Source organism: Photobacterium satsumensis (assembly GCF_050336935.1).
Lineage (GTDB): Bacteria > Pseudomonadota > Gammaproteobacteria > Enterobacterales > Vibrionaceae > Photobacterium > Photobacterium satsumensis.
The window spans coordinates 2,010,869-2,034,892 of the sequence record NZ_JAKJSK010000006.1 but is presented as its reverse complement, the minus strand read 5'-3'; the positions used below and the strand labels follow the sequence as shown (position 1 = coordinate 2,034,892).

16 protein-coding genes are annotated in these 24,024 nt (G+C 49.3%); 7 read left to right on the top strand and 9 right to left on the bottom strand.

Going from position 1 to position 24,024, the window contains the following annotated elements; genetic code table 11:
• Positions 1-157 precede the first annotated feature (157 nt).
• From L4D79_RS09250 to L4D79_RS09230, 5 genes are all read right to left on the bottom strand, one after another.
• Complete coding sequence (locus L4D79_RS09250; protein WP_428650341.1) at positions 158-562, bottom strand: hypothetical protein; 405 nt, start codon at positions 560-562, stop codon at positions 158-160.
• A gap of 258 nt (positions 563-820) precedes the next feature.
• Entirely contained in the window at positions 821-1,564 is a 744-nt protein-coding gene (locus L4D79_RS09245) for a phosphatase (RefSeq protein ID WP_428650340.1), read from the bottom strand.
• The gene (locus L4D79_RS09240) at positions 1,564-3,672 is read right to left on the bottom strand and encodes a tRNA(Met) cytidine acetyltransferase TmcA (protein ID WP_428650337.1); all 2,109 of its coding nucleotides are present in this window, start codon (positions 3,670-3,672) and stop codon (positions 1,564-1,566) included. Before L4D79_RS09240 ends, L4D79_RS09245 begins: the two co-directional genes overlap by 1 nt.
• A 111-nt stretch (positions 3,673-3,783) precedes the next feature.
• Positions 3,784-4,758: a ParB/RepB/Spo0J family partition protein gene (locus L4D79_RS09235; protein ID WP_428650334.1), complete on the bottom strand. Its 975-nt coding sequence runs from the start codon at positions 4,756-4,758 to the stop codon at positions 3,784-3,786.
• 7 nt (positions 4,759-4,765) lie between these two features.
• The gene (locus L4D79_RS09230; protein WP_428650332.1) at positions 4,766-5,980 is read right to left on the bottom strand and encodes an AAA family ATPase; all 1,215 of its coding nucleotides are present in this window, start codon (positions 5,978-5,980) and stop codon (positions 4,766-4,768) included.
• Between the two features lie 1,339 nt (positions 5,981-7,319).
• Here L4D79_RS09230 and L4D79_RS09225 point away from each other — a divergent pair.
• The gene (locus L4D79_RS09225) at positions 7,320-9,320 is read left to right on the top strand and encodes a replication initiator protein RctB domain-containing protein (RefSeq protein ID WP_428650329.1); all 2,001 of its coding nucleotides are present in this window, start codon (positions 7,320-7,322) and stop codon (positions 9,318-9,320) included.
• A gap of 288 nt (positions 9,321-9,608) precedes the next feature.
• The gene (locus L4D79_RS09220) at positions 9,609-11,891 is read left to right on the top strand and encodes a patatin-like phospholipase family protein (protein WP_428650326.1); all 2,283 of its coding nucleotides are present in this window, start codon (positions 9,609-9,611) and stop codon (positions 11,889-11,891) included.
• A gap of 344 nt (positions 11,892-12,235) precedes the next feature.
• Here L4D79_RS09220 and L4D79_RS09215 read toward each other — a convergent pair whose 3' ends face one another.
• Entirely contained in the window at positions 12,236-13,003 is a 768-nt protein-coding gene (locus tag L4D79_RS09215; RefSeq protein WP_428650323.1) for a uracil-DNA glycosylase family protein, read from the bottom strand.
• 147 nt (positions 13,004-13,150) lie between these two features.
• On the opposite strand from L4D79_RS09215, the gene L4D79_RS09210 reads away from it, so the two are divergent.
• From L4D79_RS09210 to L4D79_RS09195, 4 genes are all read left to right on the top strand, one after another.
• Entirely contained in the window at positions 13,151-14,149 is a 999-nt protein-coding gene (locus tag L4D79_RS09210) for a hypothetical protein (RefSeq protein ID WP_428650320.1), read from the top strand.
• Positions 14,150-14,308: 159 nt separating this feature from the next.
• Complete coding sequence (locus L4D79_RS09205) at positions 14,309-15,385, top strand: efflux RND transporter periplasmic adaptor subunit (RefSeq protein ID WP_428650317.1); 1,077 nt, start codon at positions 14,309-14,311, stop codon at positions 15,383-15,385.
• Positions 15,385-18,480 (top strand): efflux RND transporter permease subunit, encoded by a 3,096-nt coding sequence (locus L4D79_RS09200; protein WP_428650315.1) that lies wholly within the window; start codon positions 15,385-15,387, stop codon positions 18,478-18,480. The genes L4D79_RS09205 and L4D79_RS09200 overlap by 1 nt, the downstream gene beginning before the upstream one ends.
• Before the next feature lie 157 nt (positions 18,481-18,637).
• Positions 18,638-18,982: a hypothetical protein gene (locus L4D79_RS09195; RefSeq protein ID WP_428650312.1), complete on the top strand. Its 345-nt coding sequence runs from the start codon at positions 18,638-18,640 to the stop codon at positions 18,980-18,982.
• A gap of 76 nt (positions 18,983-19,058) precedes the next feature.
• Here the strand turns inward: L4D79_RS09195 and L4D79_RS09190 are convergent, their stop codons facing one another.
• Positions 19,059-20,291, bottom strand: coding sequence for a serine/threonine protein kinase (locus L4D79_RS09190; RefSeq protein ID WP_428650310.1), 1,233 nt, complete (start codon positions 20,289-20,291; stop codon positions 19,059-19,061).
• Positions 20,292-20,654: 363 nt separating this feature from the next.
• Here L4D79_RS09190 and L4D79_RS09185 point away from each other — a divergent pair, with 363 nt between their 5' ends.
• The gene (locus tag L4D79_RS09185) at positions 20,655-21,569 is read left to right on the top strand and encodes a helix-turn-helix transcriptional regulator (protein ID WP_428650308.1); all 915 of its coding nucleotides are present in this window, start codon (positions 20,655-20,657) and stop codon (positions 21,567-21,569) included.
• 49 nt (positions 21,570-21,618) lie between these two features.
• Here L4D79_RS09185 and L4D79_RS09180 read toward each other — a convergent pair whose 3' ends face one another.
• Both L4D79_RS09180 and L4D79_RS09175 read right to left on the bottom strand, forming a co-directional pair.
• The gene (locus L4D79_RS09180; RefSeq protein ID WP_428650305.1) at positions 21,619-23,079 is read right to left on the bottom strand and encodes a sodium:solute symporter family protein; all 1,461 of its coding nucleotides are present in this window, start codon (positions 23,077-23,079) and stop codon (positions 21,619-21,621) included.
• Between the two features lie 9 nt (positions 23,080-23,088).
• On the bottom strand, positions 23,089-24,024 hold the full coding sequence (locus tag L4D79_RS09175; RefSeq protein ID WP_428650303.1) for a DMT family transporter: 936 nt from the start codon (positions 24,022-24,024) through the stop codon (positions 23,089-23,091).

Here is a 24,024-nt window from a genome sequence, read left to right as displayed (position 1 = left end):
CTATTGGCGAACAATAAAGTAATGGTGCTCCTCAATATTACAGTAACAAATCAGTTACCTAGTATTTGTTCAGTCACAAATTTATGTGAAATATATCAATTAACCTACAATAAACAATAGATTGCATATAAATTTTAGCAAGAAATAGGAGCTAAGGTCAGACCAGTGCTATGGCGCTTAACTGTTGAGAGGTCAGCCATTGATCCGTAATAAACATATAACTTCCATTATCGGGGTGCTTTTTATTCACCGATATTTTATCTTTGCGCAGGTAACCCTCTAACATACCTACCGGTTGGAGATAGAGTTGGTAGCAGGCAGTCAGCGGTAAGGGCGTCGATGATTCGAAGTAGATCCGGTGGCGGGCAATTCTGTTTACCGTCACCTTTACCCCATAATCCTGACTATCGATGGTTTCACCACTGCTAAGAAGGTGACCGAACAAACGACCAGCGATACCGCCACGTCCAACGGAGTAGCACTTTTCAATTTCAGAATCTTGGTAAACAGAGGAATGAGTCATCTCTTTTAGCGCTGGAGGAACATCTTTTATCAAACTCATGCTGACTCCTTATTATTATATTTTGCCTCCCACCATAGAAGTATTTCGGCTGTATTGCGGCACAAAACCGGAGCCAAAAAATTAGCGGGATTCTTTAAACGTAGTCAACGAGGCAAAAGAATACAAATCTAAAACACAAGGCTTTCTCTTGTTCAATTTACAGTGTAAATTTCGACAATAAAAAAGGTGGCATACGCCACCTTTTTTTTAGCAAGTCTTTATGAACAGCATGCGCTGAAATTTACACTGTAAATTGATTTAGCGTAACGACTGAAATTCAGCAATCGGCGCATGGCCCCGAGATTCAAGAAAATCGGTAAACCGAGAGGCGCTGGTTGTTACCACTGACGATTCATCAACTTTAACTTTCTCAAACAACGCCAGAGCCGAGTCAAACTTTCCAACGTCATAAGCAAAGTGCGCATCAGACCCCGTTGTGAACGTCACACCCACCTCTTTACCAATTTCGGCAATACGTTCACATCTTGGCTGACTACCGATTCGAGACCCTGACAATGAAGAGTTATTTATCTCAACCAGTACATTGGCCTCCGCCGCTGCCGCCAGAACACGTTCAAAATCGAAATCAAAATTCGGGTTGCCTAAATGACCCAACGCATCGACCCGGCCAGAATGAATAACATTAAGCAAAACTTGCGTATGTACTTCCGACGTAGAAGGGGCAAACACTGGCTCGTGAAAGCTAGCAAGAATCCAGTCCAAATGACCTTCCACCTTGGCAGAGATATCAATCTCACCAGCAGCATTCATAATGTTAGCTTCAACACCGCGTAAGATACCGACCCCGTGAAGAAAACGAGGCAAGATTTTCTGATTGGCAAAATGCCAAAAATGCGGCGCGCCCGGCATTGAGGAGGCGTGATCAGTGACACACAATAATTGCAGCCCTTTCTCTGCGGCCGCCGCTGCATTCTCTAAAACGGTGCTATACGCATGACCACTAGAAACTGTATGGCTATGGGTGTCGACAACAAATTTCATTACTCACTCCTTGCTATAGAATTCTTTTTAAGATCGGCGCAGACAAAATCACGTAAAACCTGCTCAGCTTGTTTACGTCCTGTCAGCTGGAATTGTTGGACAATGTCTTGCCAAGTTTTGCGTTGAATGACTTTTGCCACTGCCAGAAGCAATGTAGCTTGCTCGGCAGACGGTCCGACATGAGTCAAGCGGTGATACAGATATTGCTGCAGTGCAGGCAACACTAATTCGTATCCCAACCCGCCCTGGCTGTATATTGAAAGCTGGTGTTCGACCCACTCACTCGGAAGGGGAGCAGGCATCACTTGAAGCGATAATGACTCAACCAACAGCGGCAGAAACTCTTCCGTTGCCATTTCACGAAAAGCTTCACAGGCATTGGTGGTCAACCCTATCGCAAATAATATCCTCGCTTTAGCAAACCACTGCTGACTCAGCTCACTGATCGGTTGTACGCAAAGCAAGGACGGATAACCACTCGAGGCATCTTTTTGTAAACCCAAGCGAATAGGCTGGTATCCTGCACGCTGCCAAAAATGCAGCAGCTCGGTTACATAGCCAAAGCTGGTACCAAGAAAATCGTAACGCTGTTGAGACCAAAGCCGAACCGAAGACAATAATTGCTGACCAATTCCTCGCTGCTGAAACTCGGGATGTACCGCTATTCTCAATATACGGCCTGAACGTTGTTCTGCAGCTTCAGAAATACCAAGATGAGCCGCGACAGATTGGGCAAGTAGATGGCCCCGAGGCCTTCTCTGACCTCGTTGGATTTGCGCGGCAAGCTCTGGAGAGAAACCACCTTCATCGACAATCAAACAGCAAGCCAACACATTGTCACCATTTCGGCATACCCAAATATGTAAGCTGTCATCATCGAGTAAGTTCACCAGATCGGCAGGTGACGTTTGATAGTGAGCATTGATCAATAAACCAAACAATGAAGAGAGAAGATTGTGCGAACCCAACAACTGGCCTTTATCAAGACACTCGAACTGTGCCGTATTGGGATTGAGTCCTGATGAGGCTGTCTCAGCATCTAACAATAAAGCATTGAAGATCCATTTTTCCAACGGGTCATTATCCGCCCAGCGGATCGGTTGCGTCATCTCAAACGCACGCCACTGTGGCATTACCTTATCCAACTGTTGCCGAAACTTAACGGCAAAACCACGCCCGGTTCCCTCGTAACCATGTACGGTGCTGGAAAATACCAAGCGACCAAAACGACTGAGTAGTGTGTGAAGAACAGGAGCCGGAATAGCCGCGGCTTCGTCAACCATCACGAGATCTGCCGATGGCATTTCTGACAGCAACACATCCGGGGCGATAAATGTAAGCGAGCCTTTGCCAAGCTCAAGGAACTTTTGGTTGGAATACGACACCCCGAACTGGTCAGCAGCGTGACGAAATACCGTTTGGCAGGCAGCAAAAGACGGGGCCGTTACAACAATCTTAATATTGCGCTCTGTCAGCAAACTGGCTGCAGCAAGTCCCAATGATGCCGACTTACCTCTACCACGATCAGCAGTTAAAACTAAAGGGCGTTTACGGTGACCAGTCACAACCCGACGGATAGCTTCAACGGCACTAGCTTGGCAAGCAGTCAAAGTACCAAAAGGTAAACCAGCTTCTGTTGCGACAACGCTATCCACTTCACCCAAGTCAGGAGTTGGCAGTGCTGGCAAAGACGAGTTCGGTTCCAGCACCACGACCTCGGGATGCTGCAATAATTGGCTAAAGCGATTATTAAAGTTCGAATCACTATTCGCGAACCACTCCGGTGGCAGCAATAACAGTAAGATCCCACCACCAACAACAGTGCCAGATAAAGCACCAAGGGCTTGAGCATCTAGGCCATTGTGCCCGTTGAAAGTCAGCATCTGACATTCTCTGCCTAACCATAGTTTGGCTTTTTTGAAAGGAATGGCATCCATACCGGCACTGAGCGGTTCACCGCAAAAAAGCGGGTTCGGATAAAGAGGTGCAAACGCATCTATAACTTGCGCAGCCCAGTCTTTACCCCCCTTGGCAACAACGAGGTACCGGATATTACGCTTAGCCGCAATCGAAGAGAGTGAACGGCAGAATTCAGAAAGTTGGGACATGCTATGACTCAATAACAAACAACAACCCGATAATACCAATATGCCGTAACCGGTGCGAAAAAAAACCACGCTAGATAGCGTGGTTTTCATATAGATAGTGAGCAGAGTATTCTACTTCAAATAATCGGCCAGATACGTGAGGATTTCATCGGCTTGACGCTCGGTCAACTTTTTCAGCTTAAGCTGAAGCTTGTCACCATCGCGCAAATAGCTGATCTTACCCTTAACCAAATCTTGTGGTTTAGGCTTCTCGATCTCGACTTTTGGCTGCAGTGTCTCACCAATCTGCTCAAGTTTACTGGTCACTTCACGAGTAATCCGAGTGATACCTGAAGCATCAATAGACTTCCACATCGCTTCGTCACCGGTAGAAATTTCGGAAACAAAGCTCTGCTGTTGGTCGTTATTGAGGCCGAAGAAAAGGCGATGCAGCTTCACAATCGTCGGTCGGCCAAGTTCACCGACACTCGGATATGCCATCAACAACTCCATTGGCAATGATGCCGCCTTCAATGCACCACTGACCAAGGCTTCGCTACATTGGCAATATCTGGCGAGCTCTTTCTGATCTGCCACTTTACCGGTTTCAAGCAGCGCCTGCATTTCCTTACCACGCTCAAACAATGACAGCGGTTTATGTGCATTGGCAACATCAGAAAGGAATTTGGCATGCTCGCCGTTAATTCCCTTACCCACATAGATAAGGAAATCTTTTTCAGCCAATATACATGACATGCGACGGCGGCTACCATCAAGCACCTCAATCCGGCCATCTTCCAACCAGCGACCCACCGCTGGATATTGCTGGCCACGCTCTTTAAGCGTGTTTAGGATATCAGCCAGCGCATGCTCGTTAAGGAAAGCTTGTTCACGGGCATTTTCAGCAAATACACGCGTTTTCTCAGCAACCTGGTTGGCTTGGATTTTGATCAACTCAAACGCAACGGTTTCCTCGCCAGCTACGGCCAGTTCAATAACTGATGCTTTGTCACGTGCCGCTGTTTGGGCTTCTGTTGGCGTTGTTGCGCGTCGTTTGTCGGCTTTACCGAACAAGCGCGCATTAAGATCTTTGGTTTTAATCGCCATCCACTAATTACTCCCGGTTCAGGTTAGCCCAGTGAGAGTGCATCACACGCTCTAACTCTAGGCCAACACGTTGGATCGCATCTTGCGCTGTAGAAAGGGTCTTTTTGCCCCCTTCAAATTCGGCTGCCGTTAGGTCGAACACAGTGCTATAGGTATCGGCACAAGTCTCAAAGGCACGGCTTCGCGGTACCGTCGCCATCATGACTTGCTCACGAAGCAGGTAATTCATTTCAGTCAGCACCGAAACCTGCTTCTTGTTGTCATCCTCGAACATGGTCGGCATTAGGCGGATAAACTCCAAGCCGTGCCAATCTTCAGGGAACATTTCATAAACTGTAGGCAAATGCTGGAAAAAGTTAACGGTGGAAGCCCAGTCGAGACGCTTTGCCGCACAAGGAATGATCAGGGCGTTGGAGGCATACATGGCATTCCACACCAGCGGATCAATGTGCGGGCCCGTATCGATCATGATGATGTCAAACTCATCAGCAATAGGGTCGATAACCTTTTCCTTAAGCAGGCGAACAATATTCAAGTCCTGATTTTCTGCCAGATCCTGCCATGCATCGGCATTGAACATGGCATCTTCAGGAAAAGCGGCAATGGTTTTCAAGTTCGGGTATTGGGTTGGCATTACCACATTCCCCATCACGAACTCCTTGTCGATTTCCTGACCTTCAGGCACATTTTCCAGCATCACATCAACCGCTGAATAAATGGTTTCCTGATCACCGACACTGATCTGTGGGTTAAGGAACAAGCGCAACGAGCCCTGCGGATCAAGGTCAATCAGGCAAATCCGGTAGCGCTTGTCCAGATCCAGCGCTAGACATGCTGCTAGGTGAACAGCTGTCATCGACTTGCCGGTGCCACCTTTCTGGTTCTGGACATTGACAATCCACGGCTTGCGACCGGCACCTTCACGCTCGTAAAAGGCTGGCTTTTTTGTCGCATCCATCAACTGATGGGCCTCTTCCAAACTAATAGAATAATGATTGGCGTTATTTTTGGTAAATTGGTGGCCATTCGCTTCCATGCGTGAAATAGCATCATCCAGTTTGCGGCGGGTAAGGCCCGAGCGACTCTCCATCAATGCTTTCGACATTGGAGGGAACGCTTCTTCCCGACGTTCCTCCAATACAATCTCAATTCGGTCCGCTTGGACCTGCTTCGTCTGCTCGGCGATATTGAGCAAGTTGTCTATGGTTTGTTCCCTGTTCATTGTCTTTATTCACCTTGAAACATTTTGCTTTATTGTACAACAAAAAAACACCAAAACAATAAAAAGCTGAACAACGACATGTGATATTTATCTCAGCATAAAGCGATATATGGAGCAAAAAACCGACGTATTTTTCTTGAATTCTGATTTGAAAAGAGAGTGATTAACTTGGAAAGAGTTAAAGATTAAAAGTGTTACAGCGTCACTATTTTACAATGTAAATCCAATTTATGGCCCATATTTCCGGAAGCGTGCCTTTTTTTGGCTAGTTTACGGACACTGTCACTTTGACTAAATTTCATACCAATTTGCGACTCAGAATAGCCAGCTATGGAAATTGGCAAAAATGATGATGAAATCGCTCAATTTCATTATGATCAACCAAATACAGCCAAAGCACGCTCTCGACGATCAGGATGAAATTAGCGGTCCCGCTTGATCTAACCTGATTCGAATGCACATAAGCTTGATCATCGTTCCTGTCTCTCAAGCAAGATCACGAAGCATGATCAAGGTAAGAATCCGCCTCAGCAAAGCTGCAACAAGGCACAGCCTTGATCGGAAAAATGATCAAGTGATAGACGGTGTAAATCGATCGTAGAATCGAATATCCCGAAAGCATGTAAAAAAGTGGGGAAATTACGGGGAGTGTAGGTTTGATAAGGGATTAGCTAATAACAAAAGAGGCTATCAAGCCCCTTAAAAGGCTGTAAATTGCTGCTTGAGGCTAAAATTGAAATACACAGGCTCAGGCTTGATCATACATCCGGCACGGACACATGATAAATCACTGGTAGAATACGGCGAGTGTCAAATCAACTTTGTTCAATTTAACATCATCGAAGTGTGTATGTTGGCAAAGAACCGTAAAAATAACGTTGAATGACACCAACATGATCATCTTTCCGGTGCTAAAAGGGCCAAAATGAAAGGACTGAGTTTCACGGATACATCTAAATAGCCCATTTTAGGCCAGATGTTCAATTGTGCCTGTGGATAACCTGTGGGTGTGCCATGATCATGCTTTCTTACACTCGATGATCATGTTTGCAGATTGATGATGATCATATTTCCAGCCTCTTGATGATCATCGTTTCAATTAAACGTTGATCATTTTTCCAGAGACCTCCTGATCATGCTTTCGATCGGGCTGTTTTTTATAATCTTTAGTTTCAGTAGCTTACGAGTTTTTAAACGGCCAGATCATAAGATCATATAATCAATAAGATCAAAATAAACAAAAAGATCAGTTTAAAAAAAGCCAATAAAAGATCTTTCTTTCTTGTTATATTTCTATTAATCTTTCACGGAAAAATGATGCATCTACGGCTAATGACAAATGAATTCCGCGCTTTCATCAAACAATAACAATCCTGAGAAGATATTGATCCTCGCTCCACGATCCCACAAAGACGGGCATCTTTTCTCGATCCCGGCAAATCTGATCGACTGGCTTCCACAGTACCAACACTTCAAAGGTGTCACCAAGAGCATTATCGAGTTACTCAACTTGATTTCGCTACGAGGCTTATCCACCCATGATGGTATGGTATCGACCACTGAGTTGGTTGAAGCAACGGAAGGCCACTTAACACGGGCGGCAATCCAGCAGCGTTTAAGAGCGGCGGTTAATATCGGTTTGTTCAAACAGCAGCCAGTGAGGTTTGAAGAAGGGCTTGCGGGTAAAACCATGTTGCATCATTTCATTAACCCGGCCATGCTGATCTCACAGCTTGGTACCGGAAGCTTGAATTCAGAGCAGTCCAAAGCCAAAGAAAAACAAAAACGTTCAAAGGCCTTGGCGCAAAATCATGTGAACCGCCAGTTGCTCAGTGAACACGGTTTGGGTACACCGCCAAGCATGCCGGATGAAGCTGATCAGATTGTGATCTCTCCCACCAGCTGGGCGGGGATCATCGATCAGGCACTGGCTCCGCCTCGCACCAAGAAGAGTTATCAGAAATCGATGGTGGCGATCAGTGGCACCAAGGCAATCATCGAAACACGATCATCGAAGTCGATCATGACCGTCGATGATCTGATGACCTTGTTTGCCTTGTTCACCCTGACGGTGCAGTACCACGATCACCACATTGCCGATTATGAAATTCAATCACGCAGTATGGGTAACAAAACCCCGGTATATATCACGGATATTCTTGCACTGAGGGGCAAGAAAGACAGTGGACCCGCTCGTGACTCTATTCGTGAAAGTATTGATCGCATTGAATTTACTGACTTCCAGCTGCATGAACTGACAGGCCGCTGGATGAGTGAAAATATGCCGGAAGGATTCAAGAGTGACCGTTTCCGTTTCCTGGCCCGAACCATCACAGCATCCGAAGAAGCACCGACGGAAGGCGATGACGGTGAGATCAGGATCAAGCCGAATTTGTATATCTTGGTGTGGGAACCATCTTTCTTCGATGAGCTACTGACCCGGGATTATTTCTTCCTGTTCCCGCCAGAGATCTTGCGCCAGCATACCTTGGTGTTCCAGCTGTATTCGTTCTTCCGGAGCCGGATGTCACGTCGCTACACTGACTCGATGATGCTCAGTGAGTTGAACCAGAAGCTGGCCCGCAATATTGAATGGCGCCGTTTTTCTACCGATCTGATCCGCGAGCTGAGCAAGCTGGCGGAAGATAAGATCACGGATCAGGTCTTTGCGGTTAACTTGTGGGGTTATCACTTGACGATCACACCGCACGAGGAAGGCAAGCGTTACAGCGATTACCAGATCGATATCCGTTGTGATGTCGATGAAGTGATCCGTTTCTCTCGGGCTAAAACGACCAACGAAGGCAAACGTACCATGGCACCGACGATGCCGAACCCGCTGCGAAATGAAATTTTGCCTAAGCGGGAGCTTGATCAGCTTTCCGAGATCATCGACGGTGAATTTGAACCTATCCAGCGCAAGGAAGGTCGTCCGAAGGGACGTTTGGGTCGCCGCGTGAAGCTTCGCAAGCATTTGGTTGAGATCAATGCGGATGAATTGACCATTACCTTGTCCAAGTATACTTCCTCAGAAGCTCTACAGCGCAGTATAACGGCGTTATCGGCGATGAGTGGGCATTCTGTTGCCTCTATCAGTGAAGAGTGCCACAGCTTGCTGGAGAAGCTCGATTGGCTTCGGGTTGGTGGTGACGTCGTTCCTTACGAAACCTTGAGCAAAACCATTGAGCTATACAACGGCCAGCACGACGAAGGCCATCTGTCGATTGAACGGCTTATTTCAGGCCTGGCAGTAAGACGCAAAGTCTGTAAGTTGGTTTATGAAGGGCACGTCAACGAGCAGGTGATGCATGCGCTGAGCGATATTGCCAGCGGTAGCTAAGTGCTCGCCATGAATAATAAAAAAATCCGGTCAGTGACTCACTGACTGGATTTTTTTATGCCTGCTGTTCAGCTAACTTGGGTATATTATACCAAACTCACCAATATTCTGATCATATCAGAGTCATCTCTGCCGTTTGAGTTCAACCCAAATTGATGAAGATATAGTCGCTCTACATCAAAGCAGTTTGGGGTAGATATCAAGCGGCAGAGGGGCTCCCGAAGGGCGAGTTTAAAAGGAATATTGGTGAGTTTGGTATTGCAATTAATCCAAGTTATAGGATGTGTCATGGAGTGGCGGAAAATTTATCGGCGTAGGCTGGGCGGGATGTTGCTCGCTGTCGCCGGGGTTGTCTCGGGAACCTTCAACGTTGTAGCAGCTGAGTCTCGGCCACAGATAGGTGTGGTACTGAGTGGCGGTGGTGCGAAAGGGGCTGCCCATATTGGCGTGCTGTCGGTACTGGAAGAGAACCGGATCCCGGTTGATGTGATCACCGGCACCAGCATGGGTGCCTATGTGGGGGGCATGTATGCCATGGGCCTGTCTGCCCACGAGGTGCAGCAAAAAACCATGGTTGCTGATTGGCAGAGTGGTTATAACGATCGGGTTGGCCGCAATGATTTGGAATTACGCCGCAAACAGCAAAATGACAACTATCAAATCTATACCGATCTCGGTATTGATCTCCAAGGAAATTACCAATCCAAGCCCGGCGCCTTCCAAGGGCAGGGTATGGCCATTTTGCTTGGCCGCCTGACTGATAACCTCCCCGCGCTCGACAGTTTTGACGATTTGGCGATCCCTTATCGTGCTGTGGCGACGGACATTGTCCATGTCCAGCCTGTGGTACTTGAAAGTGGGCACCTGGCGACAGCAATGCAGGCGTCGATGACGGTGCCGGGTGCCCTTCAACCAGTGCGAATAGACAACCAAATCTTGGTGGATGGCGGGATCGTCAACAATATGCCTGTCGATGCCGCACAGGCGTTGGGCGCCGACGTGATCATCGCTGTTGATTTACGCGATGCGTTGTTCGCAGAAGAGCAGCTCAACAGTGCATTTAACATTATCGGCCAGCTCACCACTTTCATGACCAATACCAGTTCCGATCAGCAAATGGCATTGATGGGCGAGGGGGATGTCTACCTCCAACCGGATGTCTCTTTTATGCTGGCACCGGATTTCGGTAAAATGGATCAGGCCTATGTCGCCGGCCGCAAGGTGGCGCTGGATGCATTGCCGCAGCTCAAGCGCTATCAGCTGTCAGAGCAAAACTACGAGGCCTACGTGCGTGAAAAACTCGACCGTCGTTCTCAGGTGCTGGCCAGTCCGGCTTACTATATTGACCGGATCGAGGTGAATAATCATACCCAGCGCTCTGATTTGGCATTGCTTGAAGTGATGGATCTCAAGGCTGGCCGGGTGATCACCAACGAAGAGATGGACGAAGCGGTAAAAAGGCTTAACCGGCAAGATATCTTCGAGCGTGTCACCTATCACATCGAGCAGCAGGACGATGCAAGTACGTTGGTGATGGATGTCCGTGAGAAGTCCTGGGGGCCGGGATACCTCAACTTGAAGTTTGCTTTCGAGGATGATTTTGCCAACCGCTCGGATTTTGCTTTCGGTACCCAGTATATTTACACCAATCTGACGGATAAGGGCGGGGAATGGCAGTTTGAGTGGTTACTGGGGAGCTGGAAGAAAATTGATACCAGTTTCTATTTTCCGCTCGATTATCAAAAAAACAGCTATACCTCATTCGGGATCAACTGGAACCGCGAAGTCCGTGAGTTTATTTTGTCCGAGGAGCAATCGGATATGATTGGCCGTGAGCCGGGCACTTCGGTCGAAACCGAGTACAGTGTTTACAATGGTTATGCCGAGCTGGGGTGGAACCTGCAACCATGGAGCTCGCTGGCGATTGGTTACCGCGGTGGTGTCGGCGAGGTCAGCGAAATCAATATCACTAACAAACAGGACTATTCGGTCCACGGGCCCTATGTGTCTTTTGTCTATGATGATCTGGACAGCCTGTTCTTCCCACGTGAAGGCTTTATGCTCCACAGCGAAATTGGGCTGGGTTCGAGTCGTAGCTCGCTCAACGATGAAGATACGGTATCGAGTGACAGTGTGTACGCGCAAGTGAAATTACTCAAACCGTTTAGCTATGACCGGCATAGCTTGGTCACGACATTGCAGGCGGGCGGCTATGACGGCGATGACCTATTACCGGTTTATGTTCAGGATCTTGGCGGGTTGTTCAACCTGTCGGGTTACCACCGTTACGAGCTCAATGGCCGCTACAAGTTGTTTGGTGCGTTAGTGTATAGCTACCGACTGCTGGATAACAATTTCGGTGCCGTGTCGATTCCGGTGTATGTCGGTGGCTCGCTGGAGCAGGGCGGGGTATGGGATGATCAATCGGATATTGATTTTGACTCTAGCTTGACGGCAGGCAGTGTGTTCTTGGGGCTGGATACCCCCGTAGGGCCGGTATACCTAGCCTACGGTATGGCTGAAGGGGGACAGAATTCTTTCTACCTATCGTTGGGCACCACGTTTGACTAACGAGGTATAAACCTAGGTTGTTCTGGGCTGAGGTTGCTCCCTGTATTTCCGAGTCGCTATTGAGCCGTTTCATGAAAATTGGAACCGTGACCTCAGAGGAAGACATTGCTTTGTTATTTCTGACATTTTCCTGACAACAGGGCTTTGTGCTGAGGCAAAATAAAAAACGGATATAACCTTTGTCCCTTTCGATGAGTTAGGTTTTCACTGGTAAGGATACTGGGTTGACCTAGTCACCCTCTCGAAATGCAATATATGAGTTATTTTGCGAGCCATCGACCGGCTCGCTTTTTTTTGCCTGTAATATGGCTTCCTTCCTCTCTCCAATTATTATCTTGAAGTGCTTAGAGAGCTTTTGCCCACTGTATTAGCCGTGCCTTACGTGTATCGAGTTCGTCTGGGTTGGTCTTGTTGGAGAGTGTTTCGCGAGGTTTGTCGCCGCAGAAGTAGGCGATGCGCTCTGCATTGGCTCCTGATGGGTGGGGTAAACCGGCCAGAATTTGTTCTTCGCGGATCACTTCTTTGCTGGCTAGGTAACGTAGCGCCTCTTCGACTTTTCCCCCTAGCGGGACAAAAATGGTATTTTGCTCAAGAGCCAAGCATTCTTCGGTCAAGGTGGTATCAAGCATATTTCGCAGGAAAGGGTTGCTGACCATCGAAGGGGAGCCGCTGTAGTTCTTGCCGTCTTTGAATACCGGGTAACGCAAGGCCGAGGTGTAGTGAACCTGTGCTTTGAGTTCGTTGAACAGTACCGTACAGCTTTCTGCTTTGAGGTAATGGTGGAAACCGATGGTATCGAGCATCCTGACTAGGTTCTTACGCATGGCACCGGCAAAGCTGGCTGTCTCTTTGGCTTGTCGTAGGACGGTGCGGCTATCGGCACCGCTTGCCATCGCTTGCTGGGCTTCGTTGAGGGCAATTTGTGCTTGCTGCATGCCTGGCGTAATACCGCATATCACCACTTTGGCGTCGCGATTAATATAATCAAACGGGGCGTAATAGGCGCTGAGTGTCCCACTCTCACCTATCAGCAGCTGGCGCGACTGGCAGCAAGATGCTTGTGAGAAGTCTAATTCTGTAATGAGGTGCTGGTAAGTGTCAAAAGATGGCATGGTATGATCTCGTTCTGTTTTTTGCCGAAACTGGAAATAAAGCGGTATATTTGTTGATTTCGGTTATAAGCTAAGGCATTCTTGGTGGTAGGTCAAGTTTTGCCGAAAATTAATTATTTGGTTTTATTTTGGGGTTTCGCGAGATTTATGGGTTTTGAAGATCGACTGGAAGTGCTTCAGCAATGTCTGGAGCAAGTGTACCCCGGCGTGATAACGGATGTGAGCAAGGCGCCACTGATATCACTGCTTGAGCGTTGCGAGAGGGGAACGTTGCAGGTTGATGACTTAGTTGACTGGCAAGGGGCTCTATCACCGATCGCGTGGTTGAATTTGCTGCAATCGACGCTTGCCGTGATGGATGACTGGTGCGAGCGATTGGGCGGTGATCGTGGGTTACTCGAGGAGGAGCATTATGAAGTGCTGCAGTATTTTGCAGCGTTGACGGCGAATTTCCTCAGCTATGTGGCGTTGTACGATGCCGATTATATCGACTATCCGTTGAGTGAAGAAGATATTAACCGCTTGGCAGCCAAGGATATGACGCAGCCGACCCGTTTGATGGGTATCAAAGAGTTTTGGCGGCTGTACCATGAAACCCCAGCTGACGGCGGGCGTCATGAAGCATTGTTGGCTTGGTTGTCGGGCCGGCGTTACTTCAAAACGGTCAGTGAGACGGATGCCAGGGAGAGCCCGGATCAGCTTCAACGGAAGAAGGCCCATTTGAAAAAGATTGAGATGGGCGAGGCATGGCAGCAAAGGGCGGGGAGCGACAAGATCAGTTCCGCTGAGGTTGTTGATATTTTGCTTGCCCAAGGCTTGGTGGCACACGCTGCCTATCGCGAGACCAAGTACCTTAAGCCACTTGGTTTTAAGCCGGGTGATAGCATGGGCCCCGTAGCCAGCGGCGTGTTTGTCGTTGAGAAAACCAAGACGGCTAACTTATGGCTCCTGACTGCTGAAGTTGAAGGGCCCTTGTTGGCTCTGGGCAAGGTTGACTATCCGGCGACGTCACCGTCAGCAGAGCGTTACGGCCGAAACAGTAATTTGCAGAAAATTTCCGAGCTTGCCTATGCGCCTGTGAGTAAATTTAAAATTAAAACAGTCGCAGAGCTTCGCGCATTGCTTGCCTACTTGGGACTCGATTAATCGTATTGATCACCCGCGATAGGCTTCCTTTTCTGACTTATTCCTTTGAGCGGTGACATAGACCAGACTTAATGGTCAATTTCACCGCCCCCCCGCGTCTCCCTTCCTATACTGACTATATCTGCTGTTATTTTTCCATTCCCTTCAGAAGGATACTGTGTGCGATTGAAAGGGACTCTGTTCAGTTTGTTGATCCTCGCTTTGCTGGTGGCAGGTATTGCCTACAAGGAATACCTGTCTGCTGGCGTGTCTGCTGGGCGCTCAATGCCCACCCCAACGGTAGTGGTGGCCGAGGTGCAGAAAAAAGTGGTCCGGCGTGAAGTGGAAGCGCTGGGCACCGTAAAGTCACGTGAATCGGTAGTGCTTACCGCCAAAGTAACTGAAAAAGTCGAACGGGTCCTGTTTGAAGATGGCCAATTTATTTCAGCCGGCCAGTTGCTGGTGACTTTGCATGCCGACGAGCAGCAAGCAAAGGTACGGGCTGCCAAGGCCAATCTCAAAGAGCAACGTCGCGAATACAAGCGTATTGAAGGGCTGGTCAAACGCAATACCATTGCACGTTCTGAGCTGGATGCTATCTATACTGATATCGAAGTGGCCAAGGCGGTGTTGGCCCAGATTGAGGCCGAATTGGCTGCAAGGTATATTCATGCACCATTTTCCGGTGTGTTGGGATTTCGCCAGATCAGTCCCGGTGCACTGCTGACGCCGGGAGCGGTGATCACCACCCTTGATGATATTGCCACGGTAAAACTCGATTTCTCTATTCCCGAGGCCTTTCTCGGTTTGGTAGCCCAAGGCGCGGTGATCGAGGCAAGTGCCGCCGCATACCCTGATGAAATATTCCGTGGTCAAGTTGCCAGTATCGATAGCCGGATCAATCCCCAGACCCGTGCAATGGTGGTACGGGCCGATATCGCCAACCGTGACTTACGGTTGCGGCCCGGTATGTTGATGACTCTCTCCTTGATTGTTGGTGAACATCAGGGGTTGGTGGTGCCGGAAGAAGCCTTGGTGTCCCGTCAGCAGCAACACTTTTTGTTTGTGGTTGGGGAGGAGGGCATTGTCGAGCAGCGCGAGGTAGAGCTGGGCTTCCGTCGCCGGGGTGAGGCAGAAGTGCTGGTAGGTATCGAGGAAGGTGAACGGGTGATCACCCGGGGGATCCAGCGGGTGAGGCCGGGGCAAAAAGTGGAGATCCGCGAACAGGAACGCTTTACCTTTAGGGAGGTTGGCTGATGTGGTTGTCGGATATCTCTGTCACCCGTCCGGTTCTTGGATCGGTGATCAGCCTTCTGCTCGTGGTGTTTGGCTTGGTGGCGTTCGAACGGCTGCCGCTGCGGGAATATCCCGACATTGACCCGCCGGTAGTGACCATATCCACCAGCTACCGGGGGGCGTCGGCCGCCATCGTCGAAACGCGGATCACCCAGTTGGTTGAAGATAGGATCGCAGGCCTTGAAGGGATCCGCTCGATTAGCTCGAGGAGCCGGGATGGTCGTTCCAGCGTGACCTTGGAGTTTTCCATTGGCCGTGATATCGATGCCGCGGCCAATGATGTCCGTGACCGCATTGCCGGTATTCTCAACAACTTACCCGATGAATCTGACCCGCCTGAAGTACAGAAGGCGGCCGCTGGCTCGGAAGTGATCATGTGGCTCAACTTGGTCTCGGACCGAATGGATACGCTGGCGCTGACCGACTATGCCCGCCGTTATCTGGTTGATCGCTTCTCGGTGCTCGATGGGGTGGCGGGGATCCGTCTTGGCGGAGGCAAATCTTATGCTTTGAGGATCTGGATCGACCGCCAGAAGTTAGCGGCGAGGGGCTTGACCGTCACTGATATCGAAGATGCCCTGCGGGATGACAATATCGAATTGCCTGCAGGCTCGGTGGAATCGCAGAGCCGCCAGTTTACAGTACGTACTCAGCGCAGCTTTGTATCCCCGGAAGATTTTGTCCGCTTGGTCGTCGGGAGCGGTGATGATGGTTATTTGATCAGGCTTGGCGATGTGGCCAAGGTGGAGCTGGCCGCCGAAGAAGACCGGATCACCTTCCGGGGTAATACCCAGGATATGATTGGAATAGGGATCACTCGCCAGTCAAAGGCCAACACTTTGGATGTGGCCAAGGCGGCCAATGACTTGGTGGATCAGCTTAATCCCACCTTGCCTCCGGGAATGGAAATCAAGCGCTCCTATGATTCCTCGGTGTTCATCCAAGCCTCGATAGACGAGGTCTACAAAACCCTGTTGATCGCCCTCGGGCTGGTGGTGGCAGTGATATATCTTTTCCTTGGTAGTGTCCGTGCCATGCTGATCCCCGCCTTGACTTTACCGGTCTCGCTGATTGGCGCCTTTACGGTGCTCTATGCCTTGGGTTTTACCCTTAATCTGTTGACCTTGCTGGCATTGATTTTGGCGATCGGTATTGTGGTCGATGATGCGATTGTGATGCTGGAGAATATCCACCGCCGTATCAGTAGCGGTGAGCCACCGCTTAAAGCGGCGTTTCTCGGCGCCAAGCAGGTCAGTTTTGCCATTATTGCCACGACAGTAGTGCTGGTGGCTGTCTTCCTGCCGATTGGCTTTCTCGAAGGGGATCTGGGCAAATTATTCCGTGAGTTCTCCATTGCCATCAGTGCCGCAGTGATGCTGTCATCCTTGGTGGCATTGACGTTGAGCCCGATGATGGCTTCGAAACTGATGCAACCGATCGACAAGGAAAGCGGCTTGGTCAGGCTCAGTAGTCGTGCCATGGCTGCACTTACGTCGAGTTACAAGGGCATGTTGGCCCATGCAATAGAGCGCCCGCGCCGGGTGATTGTGGCCTTGGTACTGGTGCTGGTTGCCTGTGGCTGGCTGCAGCAGCGCCTTCCCTCTGAGTTTGCCCCGCGAGAGGACAGGGGCGCGATGTTTATCATCATCAATGGCCCGCAGGGGGCAAGCTTTGATTTTATCCAGCCTTATATGAACGAGGTCGAGCATCGCCTGATGCCATTGGTGGAAGCGGGCGAGATCAAACGCTTGCTGATCCGTGCACCGCGAGGATGGGGAAGAGTTGCTGACTTCTCCAATGGCTTTGCCATCGTAGTACTGGAAGATTGGGCTAAGCGCCGCCCGGCAGGAGCGATTATTGGTGATATTCACAGGCGGCTGGGTGATCTCGCGGGGATCACTGCTTTTCCGGTTATGCGGCAGCCGTTCGGCCGTGGGGTCGGCAAGCCGGTGCAGTTTGTGTTGGGGGGCGGCAGTTATGAAGAGCTGGCTCAGTGGCGGGATACCATACTTGAAGCGGCAGCCAGCAATGCCAGTATTGTCGGGCTGGATCACGACTACAAGGAAACCAAGCCTCAGCTTCGGATCGTGATAGATCGCGATCGGGCTGGCGATCTCGGTGTGTCGTTAAAAACGATTGGCCAGACCCTTGAGTCCATGCTCGGATCCCGCCAGGTAACGACTTACACGTGGCGTGGTGAAGAATACGATGTGGTCATCGAAGGTCAGCGTGAGCGGCAAAATACCGCTGCCGATTTGGCAAACTTGTATGTTAGGGCTGAGCAGGCAGAGGCGTTGGTTCCGTTATCGAGCCTGATCCGTGTCGATGAATACGCCGGCGCGCCGCAGCTCAACCGCTATAACCGGGTTAGGGCGATCACCCTCGAGGCTAATTTGGCTGATGGCTATACTTTGGGTGAAGCCTTGGGTTACCTCAATGGCCTGGTTGATGAGCTGTTGCCTGCCGATGCAGTGGTCAACTACAAAGGCGCGTCGAAAGACTATCAAGATTCCAGCACGTCGATTGTGTTTATTTTTGCCTTGGCACTGGTGGTGGTGTTTCTGGTACTTGCTGCGCAATTTGAAAGCTATATCCACCCTTTGGTTATTATGCTTACTGTGCCGCTGGCCACGCTCGGGGCCTTGCTCGGGCTGTATTTCACCGACCAGACACTCAATATCTACTCGCAGATTGGCCTTATCATGCTCATTGGTTTGTCGGCCAAGAACGGTATTTTGATTGTCGAGTTTGCCAATCAATTGCGCGATCAGGGGATGGCATTTGATGAGGCCCTGCTTGAAGCTGCCTCCGAGCGTTTGCGCCCTATCTTGATGACAGCTATTACCACCATCGCCGGCACGATTCCATTGATTCTGGCTACGGGGGCGGGGGCTGAAAACCGTGTTGTCATTGGCATAGTTGTATTGTGCGGCATCACGGTCGCCACCTTGTTTACCTTGATTGTGATCCCGGTGATGTACCGCTTGCTGGCCCGCCACACCCAGAGCCCCGAGCATGTATCGCGACAACTGGCACGGCAGATGGAAGACAGTTGAGTTACGCTTGATTGTAGAAGGGGTTTTGTTCTACATCGAATACATCAATAAAAGTGCGAATTAATGCGGAATTTGATGTGTCTACTACGACAATTTCCCGCCTTTCCGCTACTATCACGGCAGGAATCACGACAAGACTTAATCTGGTGATATTAATATGAAAATTTCTGTTGATGGCGGCTCCTTCAAAGTCGCAATCGAAACTGAATTTGCAGGGCTGATTGAAGAGTCAGTAGCCATTTTTAACGAAACCTTCGAGCAGGCTAAAACCAAAGACAAGACGATTTTGCGCTTCTTGCAAATCATCATTGAGCATCGCGACAGTGATGATGCGATTGGCTATGCCGTACTGGGTTTGTTGGGTTGGTACCATATCAACATTAACCCTGTTGAAGACCAAGACATTGAATTGAACCTGCCGAAAATCCTACCGCACCTGATCAACCCGGCCGGTGATCTGACCGCCACCAGTGCCAGCGAAGGCAGTACCTTCTTGCATTGATGGGATGGGTTAGCTTTAAACAAAGAAAAGCCTGACGGTATCACCGTCAGGCTTTTTTAGGGCTTACTGGTACCTGTTAGTATTCCCAGAACTCGACACTATGGGCGCCGAAGAATTGGTTGCCGAAGTAGTCTTCGCAGGTGCCTTCACGCCATACATCGGCGGTTGCGCAGTGCAGGCCGCCACCAAAGGCGTAAGCATCGCGTAGGTCGACAGGGATGACCTCGAAGCCTAGCTTATCGAACTGTTCCATTTGTGGGTGCTCAGAGGCTTCGACACATACGGTTTTATGGTCAAGGATCAACGTATTCATTGATAGCCAGGTACTTGAGTAACACAGTGGTGGTGGGTTATCCCAAGCAGGTGAAACCGCTTCAACAATTTCCCAGCCGTTCTTCTCGAAGATATCTCGCTGGCCTTTGAACAGTGGACGGTGTGGGTTCAGTAGCATCAATCCCGGGCGCAGTGGGCAGAACGTCGCATCAATATGGATAGGGTGGTTATCCTCGAAGCTCAGGGTGTGAATACGATACCCTTGTGGCTCATATTTACGTTTTAGCCAACGGACCCCGGCCAAGTTGGTTGTCAGGCCGTGCTGGACAAAGATATCTTTGCCTAAACGCATCACATCCGCGGCATCGAATAAAATATCGGTTTCTTTTGTACTGTATTCTTTGCGCAGGGAGCGCGCCATGGTCTCTTCATCAGATAAGTACTCGTAAGCGGCGACGTAGTCCATACGGAAGCTTTCATCGGCCAGGCGTGGGCGCGGTGCCTGCTCAATCAAGCAGTTTGGATCTGATTCAAAGTATTCACGCAGTAAATCTACATAGGCTAAGTATTCGAAGTAGCGGCTTCTGAAACTCATTGGTGCCATCAATATACTTTTACCCATGGTCAGTAAGCAGTCGCGCGGTGGCATACAGCCGAAACCGGAACTGATACTAAAGTCAGGGGTTGTAATTCGCTGGTGCCAATCCACAGCTCCCGGGCGGTCAACAATGATCCCGCGATCTTCCAATGTTTTGGCAAAACCATTTAGGCATTCGTTGGCGCGTTCTATGCTTTCCTGAGTTCGACGGCCAGCCTTGCTGCCTCTCATTGGAGAATCGGCAGGGATTTTTTCATTGCTGGCTGGGCAGGCTTCTGGAATATGTTGGTTATCGGCAATACCGACGATGACATGGCGGAGTGGGTCAAAATCATTATAGGATTCTACATGTAGACCTTCTCGGGTATAGGGTACGCCAGATTCCTTTCTATCAAGGGGTAGAGATGCATTTGGGTATAGATCGTTTGAAACACTCATGACAAACACTCCACAAAATAAACGAATTAATACTGTTGGGTTGAATAGCAAACTATTGCTGTTCAATGAGTCTTATTTTGCGAGAATGGCGATTTTGTAATAGCCAAATAGTGCCGAAAACTAATGTTTTTCTGCTGGTTTAATTTACCCCAAACAGCATTGAAAAATATTTCACGGTAATGGAATAATTATCCGTTAATATCCATTCTTTTAGGATTGAAATCTGATTTTTATTTATGGTTATGTGTGATTATCTATAAATTTGTCATTGGCTAGGCGTATATCACGCTTTGGTAAGCTAGCTTTGGAGATCTATTTAAACAATGGTAAAGATAACGACTACTGTCTTGGGAGGTGAAGTCTATGTGTCAGAGGGTTATCGCCAATACTCCGAAGTTCCTTATGTTTGATTTACAGAAAGTCAGTGAAACCAAACACATGATCTTTGGAGCTGATTATATTCTTGTTGCGCCACGAACGGCTGGGTGTACCCTGCACCTTGCATCGACCCAGTACCGGCTGAAAGTCGGCCAACTGGTATTGTTGGCACCGTTCAACCCGTTTCGTCTATCTTTGTTTTCATCTGGGGGACAGAGAAAGGCTGATTGTGATGTATTGCATTTTAGGCTAAATGCTCTGGGGCAGACCTTTGTTGATAGTATCCAGTTTCAAGCGATTAAACAGATGCTTGATGACTCTCGAAGTGGACTGCTGTTTGATGATCCCCAAGGGGATGCGATCCAGCAATATATTGAACCGATGGTCAATACATTCGATTTTATTCAGGTATTAAACTTACTGGGTTTATTGAATCATTTATCGGTGAAGAAACCCCTGTGTTGTTTAATTAATAACTGCGTCGAAATATCCAATTCTAAACGGGCAGAGGATAGAGTTCACACAGCCCTAAAATATATTGACCAACATCTTGGGGAATCAATATCTGTTGCCAAGGTTGCCGACCAGCTCCATATGGCTGACAGTACATTTTCCCGCTTCTTCCACGCTAATATGGGAATTACTTTTCGGCAATATTTAATAGAGCAACGAGTGAGACAGGCTGCTCGGTATCTGGTGACGACAGATTGGAGTATTGCCCATATAGGTACCGAAGTGGGGTTTTCATCGTTATCGAATTTTAATGCCAAGTTTAAAGGCTTGCTAAAGGTAACCCCACGGGAATACCGGGCCAAGCATATTGATATGAGAGAAGGGATTGATACTTCGCGTTCTATTGCCGGGCAAGTTACCAAACAGTTTTATGGCAATGCCAGCTGAGGAAAAGGAAAAGGGAAAGCGCAATTATGCGTCTTCCCATTCAGTATGCCTACCTAAACCGGAGATATTGAGTTTGGCGATGGCGCTGAGAAACGAGGGATACAAACCAGTAACTACCGCAGGCAAGTACTGAGGCATAAAGGGGAGCCTCTACCCACCCCAAGTTGAATTGCCAGAATAGGAGACACCCAGAGCTAAAACCCATCAGTATAGAGGTGAGCGCGGCATAAATATTCGTTTTGATAACTTGAGCGAAGAGGGTTGGCGCAACCAATGCAGCCATCAGAGTGCCAGAGCCAAGAATTGCGAGCATCGACAACATAAAAGGTGGCGCAATGATCATCAATAGGAAACCGGCCGAGCCTAATAGGATAACGGCCAATCGGTTAAGCGTAAGCAGTTGGCGGTGATTAAGGTTGCAGTTAGGCCAGATGGCTTGCCGCAGGTCATGGGAAACTGAGCTGGCAATCGCGTGCAGGACTGAGTTCGCGGTGGACTTCATTGCAAACAGGATAAACAAGGTGACGATGGCCGATACTGTGGGTGATAAGAACAGCATCAGGAATGTCGGCATTGCCTCATCAGGGGTAGCTAAATGAGGCACCTTGATCCTGACATACAACCCAGCAAGGGGGACAAGGCTGAGCAAGCATGCGATCGGAGTCATGTAGGCGGCGACATGGTGGAGCTTGGTGGTTTTGGCCAGAGCCATAAACCGAACCGACATATAGGGGAGTGTTGCACTGTAGATGAAAGCGTAAGGCAAGACTAAAAAGACATGCCAAACCGATGCGCCATAGGGGCCCGAATCCCGCGGAGCCAGCAAATCAGGATCGATGTTATTGAGCCCATCTATCAACTGGCTGGGGGATAAGTCAGCAAAGATCGTGACCACAATGATAAGGGCTGACACGCACATACCTATAACCATAAAACAGTCGGTAAATGCGACGGCTGCCAGTCCACCAATCGAGGTGTAGAGGATAATAATTGCTACCATTAGCAGCGAGGCTGTGGTGACATCAATTCCTAGCCATTGCCCCGCGAGAAGCCCCAGCGCTTTAATCTGTCCCACAAGGAATACCAGCAATAGCCCCATGGTTATAATGGCAGTGACCGCTTGAGTTATCCGCTTGATCGGCTCTGGTCCGTCGTGGCTTCTGGCGATGTACTCAGGAATGGTCAGGCTGCCGATTTTACTGGCCCGCTGATGAAGGAAGCGGGCACAGAACAACACTGCAAAGACCATTGCTGGAGCGAAGAAAAAATTGCCCAATAACTCGATGGCACCGTATTTGTAAGCCACCCCTGGTGATCCCATAAATCCCCAGCCAGAAAAGCCGGTAGCGACGATCGTCGCAGCTCCTACAAAAGGACCCAGGGTGTTAGCGGCCAGTAAGAAACCGCCTTCACCGTTAGCTTTGCGGACTATTTTATCGCTGTAGAGGGCGAGCCCGGCCATCACAATGACGGTGATAAGCAAAAGGCTCCAATTTAGCCAGGCGTTCATGTCCGACTCCTAGTGTTCAAGTTGGGCATGTTTAGGCTGCTGGTGTTTTTTCCGCATACCAATAACCACTTCCCCCATTCCCCCGCCAATGACCAGGAGCCCACCGATGGCTTGCAGTAAGGTGAGAGATTCACTGAACAATAGGATCCCAATCCCGGCACCGACCACAGTTTCTAAATAGGAGACACATGCCAGCTCAGCTGCTTTGAGGTGTTTGGCGGCAATAGTCAGCAGGGACAGGGCACCAAAGCCGATAAAGAAGCCCATTGCAATGAGCCAGACCCAAGAGGAGGCGTCCATTGCAGCCAGCGATGGGGGGCTTATCAGGAAGTAGATCCCGATAGCAACGGCACCAAACAAGAAGTTGAAGAACGAGCGGACATCTGAGCCCACATCTGCGCGATAACGGCTGAGAAACAGGTATAGGCCATAGCCAACGCCAGAGGCAAGCCCTAGCATGTCGCCGACAAAAGTCTCACGAGAAAAGGACAAGGTGATCACCAAGCCGGACTGGCTGTCATAACTGATAATGCCAATGACAAATAGGCAACCGATGAACACAGCAGTAAGCAGCATGGCTGTTAGCCGAGAGATCCGCTCTTTGAGAAAGATGGCTGCGAGGATAGTAGAGAATACCGGGCCGGAGTAGATCAGGAACACCGCATTGGCCAAGGTGGTATATTGCGTCGCTGACACGTAGGCTGCCAGACATAGCCCAAGGCATGCCCCGCTGGCAATGACACTCGGGGTCAGCTTGGTTGATGATAGCTGGGGGATCTTCCGCTGGTATAGCAGGACAGCCAAAATACAGATAGCGCCGACCGTCATCCGGGTAAAAGCGATAACGTCTCCGGAGGTATTGATATTGCGGGCAAATAAGCCGACAAAGCCCATCAGCGTCGCGGAGACGATCATGGTGCTATAACCTAACGTCTTAGTATTCAT